The sequence below is a fragment of the Burkholderia sp. Ac-20392 genome (assembly GCF_017104585.1).
Taxonomy (GTDB): Bacteria; Pseudomonadota; Gammaproteobacteria; order Burkholderiales; family Burkholderiaceae; genus Burkholderia; species Burkholderia lata.
Window position 1 is genome coordinate 1 of the sequence record NZ_JAAGPB010000669.1, and the last position, 3,484, is coordinate 3,484.

Consider the following 3,484-nt stretch of genomic DNA (forward strand, 5'->3'; position numbering starts at 1 on the left):
TGCCGCCGCCGTCGCCGTCCTCGCTTTCGTCGGACTGATACTCGCGTTCACGGCCGTGTGGATCGTTCAACTGCGCTCGCGCAACGCCGGCATGATCGACCCGGTCTGGGCCGCGACGCTCGGCGGCGTAGCCGTGCTCGCCGCCGGGTTCGGCACCGGCGCGGGATTGAACCGCGCGCTCGTCGCGCTGGGCGGCGGCCTTTGGGGGCTGCGGCTCGCGCGGCATCTGTGGCGCCGCAATCACCGGCAGCCGGAAGATGCGCGCTACCGTCAATTTCGCCTGCAATGGGGCGATGCGGCCGCGCGCAACCTGTTCTGGCTGTTCCAGTTGCAGGCGCTGATCTCGATGGCGCTGTCCGTCGCGTTCTTCGTCCCCGCCTACAGCACGGCAGCCCCGTCCCGGTTCGCGCTTGCCGCCGCAGTCGCGATCTGGTTCGCCGCCGTGGCAGGAGAGGCGGCCGCCGATCGCCAGCTCAAGCGCTTCCTGGCCGATCCCGGCCAACGCGGCCAGGTCTGCCGGGCCGGCTGGTGGCGCTATTCGCGACACCCCAACTACTTTTTCGAATGCCTGCACTGGTTGGCCTACACGATCCTGGCGATCGGCATGCCGTGGGGCGCGCTGACCCTGCTGCCGCCGTTCCTGATGGCATGGCTGCTGCTCAGGGTGTCCGGCTTGCCGCTGCTCGAAGCCCGCCTCGTCGACACCCGCCCGGGCTATCGCGAATACATGCGCACGACCAGCGCGCTGATCCCGTGGCCGCCCGCGCGGGCCGCGCCCCCTTCCCGCACCGGACCGGATCGTCCCGAAGACAGGAGCACGCGATCATGACCGCTACCGCCTCGCAACCGTCGCCTGCCGGGATTGCCGCGCCCGGCGACACCTGGCTGATCCGCTGCTGTGAGCGCGGCTGGCTGCCGGATCCGCTGATCCGCGCCGGGATGCGTGCGCTGATGCGACAACGCCTGCGCGACGAACACGCCGACGACGGCGAGCGGCGCGCGATGGCCCACGACACGCTGCTGCGCGAACTGCGCGCGAGCCCGATCGCGGTCGAGACGCAAGCGGCCAACACGCAGCATTACGAGGTGCCCGGCGCCTTCTTCGAAGCCCATCTCGGCCCCCGGCTGAAATATTCGTGCGGCTATTACCCGGGCGGCGACGAGACGCTCGCGCAGGCGGAGGACGCGATGCTCGGCTTGACCGCACGGCGCGCCGAACTCGCGGACGGACAGCGCATCCTCGATCTCGGCTGCGGCTGGGGCTCCCTGGCGCTGTGGCTGGCGGAGCGCTATCCCCGCGCACGGATCGTCGGCCTGTCGAATTCGCACGGTCAACGCGGTTTCATCGAGCAGTGCGCAGCCCGCCGCGGGCTGACCAACCTGCGGATCGTCACGGGCAACGTGGCCGAATTCGATTTCGCCTCCGGCGAAGCGGGGTTCGACCGCGTGCTGTCGATCGAGATGTTCGAGCACATGAAGAACTACGGGCAGTTGCTGTCGAAAATCGCCCGCTGGATGCCCGACGACGGCAAGCTCTTCGTGCACCTGTTCGCGCACCGGCTCCTCGCCTATCACTTCACGGCGCGCGACGGGTCCGACTGGATGTCACGCCACTTCTTCACCGGCGGCACGATGCCGTCCGCCGATCTGCTGCTGCACTTCCAGGACGACGTGCGCATCGCCCGCCAGTGGTGGCTCGACGGCACGCACTATGCCCGCACGGCCAACCAGTGGCTCGTGTCGCTCGATGCCGCGCGCGGCCGGGTCATGCCGATGCTCGAAACGGTCTACGGCGCCGACGCGCGCGTCGGATTCCAGCGCTGGCGGATGTTCTACATGGCGGTCGCCGAACTGTTCGGCTATGCCGGCGGCCAGGAATGGGGCGTCGCCCATTACCTGTTCGACAAACGGCCGGCGCGCGGATGAGGCCCTTCATGCCGTATCGCATCGTCCGCCGCGTCGCCGTCCTGCTCGCGCCGGGTCTCGCGCTCGCCGCCGCCGGCTGCCCCGGCACGCCCCCGAACCCGAACCCGCGCGCCGCCGTGCCGCTGTCGACCGTGCCCGTCGACCTGCCGCGCTACATGGGCCGCTGGTACGTGATCGCCAACATCCCGTATTTCGCGGAACGCGATTACGTCGGCAGCCGGGCCGAGTGGACGCTGCGCGCGGACGGCCGGATCGACGACGCATTCGTCGGCCGGAAAGGCGGCTTCGACCAGCCCGAGAAACGCTACCGCTTCGTCGATTCCGTGACACCGGGCAGCGCAGGCGGCGAATGGCGCGTGCGATTGTTCTGGCCGGTGTATGTCACGCAATTGACGCTCTACGTCGATCCCGGCTATCGCTACACGATCCTCGGCTACCCGGGCAAGACGCTCGGCTGGATCTTCTCGCGCACGCCGACGATGGAGGACGCGACGTACCGCGCGCTGCTCGCCCGGCTCGACGCGATGGGCTACGACACGTCGCGCTTCAGGCGCGTGCCGCAAACACCCGGGCAGATCGGCCAGCCGGGCTTCGCAGCGCCGGGCGAGCGCGACTGACCGGGCCCCGCGCATCCGCCGCCCGCTTTGCTCCGTATCTGGTGAAAAGCCGCTACCGAGACCGCTCACGCGCCTGCTGGAGACCCATCGCGATGCATCCGCACCCCACTGCCTCGCCGCCCGGGCGGCGGATCGCCGTCGTCGGCGCCGGCATCGCCGGCCTGGCGAGCGCTTACCTGCTCGCCCGCCGCCACCGCGTGACGCTGTTCGAGGCGGCCGACTACCTCGGCGGCCATACCCACACCGTCGATATCGAACTCGACGGCGCGAGCCATCCGGTCGATACCGGGTTCCTCGTCTTCAACGAGCAGACCTATCCGAACCTGATCGCGCTGCTCGACGAAATCGGCGTGGCTGCGCATCCGAGCGACATGTCGTTCTCGGTTTCGGTCGACGGCGGCCGGCTCGAATGGGCCGGCAGCAACCTCAACACGGTGTTCGCGCAACGCCGCAACCTGTTCTCGCCGTCGTTCCTCGGCATGCTGCGCGACATCCTGCGCTTCAACGCATCCGCGCAGCGTCACCTCGAAACGGCGCACCGCCAGCGTCTGTCGGTCGGCGAGCTGCTCGCCGCGGGCGGCTACGGCACATCGTTCCAGGAGCACTACCTGCTGCCGATGGCGGCCGCGATCTGGTCGAGCAACGCCGACGACATCCTGCGGTTTCCGGCGGCGACGTTCCTGCGCTTCTGCCTGAACCATGCGCTGCTGCAGGTCAACGACCGCCCGCCCTGGCGCACGATCGCCGGTGGCGCGCGGCGGTACGTCGAGCGCATTGCCGCGACGCTCGACGACGTCCGCGTGAACACGCCGGTTCGCACGATTCTGCGCGACGAACACGGCGTCACGGTGGCGACCGACGCGGCCGGCCATGAGCGGTTCGACGCCGTCGTGCTCGCGTGCCACGCGCCGACCAGCCTGCGGCTGCTCGCGGACGCCAGC

General features: G+C 69.7%; 4 protein-coding genes. All 4 read left to right on the forward strand.

Going from position 1 to position 3,484, the window contains the following annotated elements; translation table 11 throughout:
* The coding region (locus tag G3N99_RS36590) for a DUF1295 domain-containing protein (RefSeq protein ID WP_241012035.1) at positions 1-829 on the forward strand (829 nt) is incomplete at its 5' end.
* Complete coding sequence (locus G3N99_RS36595; RefSeq protein WP_206124792.1) at positions 826-1,926, forward strand: class I SAM-dependent methyltransferase; 1,101 nt, start codon at positions 826-828, stop codon at positions 1,924-1,926. The genes G3N99_RS36590 and G3N99_RS36595, both read left to right, overlap by 4 nt.
* An 8-nt stretch (positions 1,927-1,934) precedes the next feature.
* A complete protein-coding gene (locus G3N99_RS36600; RefSeq protein ID WP_206124793.1) occupies positions 1,935-2,543 on the forward strand; it encodes a lipocalin family protein in 609 nt (202 codons plus the stop codon).
* Between the two features lie 92 nt (positions 2,544-2,635).
* On the forward strand, positions 2,636-3,484 hold an 849-nt coding region (locus G3N99_RS36605; RefSeq protein ID WP_206124794.1), incomplete at its 3' end, for an FAD-dependent oxidoreductase.

Coding starts and splice junctions, on each gene's coding strand:
- G3N99_RS36600 (WP_206124793.1), top strand. CDS start 1,935: ATGCCGTATCGCATCGTCCGCCGCGTCGCCGTCCTGCTCGCGCCGGGT.
- G3N99_RS36595 (WP_206124792.1), top strand. CDS start 826: ATGACCGCTACCGCCTCGCAACCGTCGCCTGCCGGGATTGCCGCGCCC.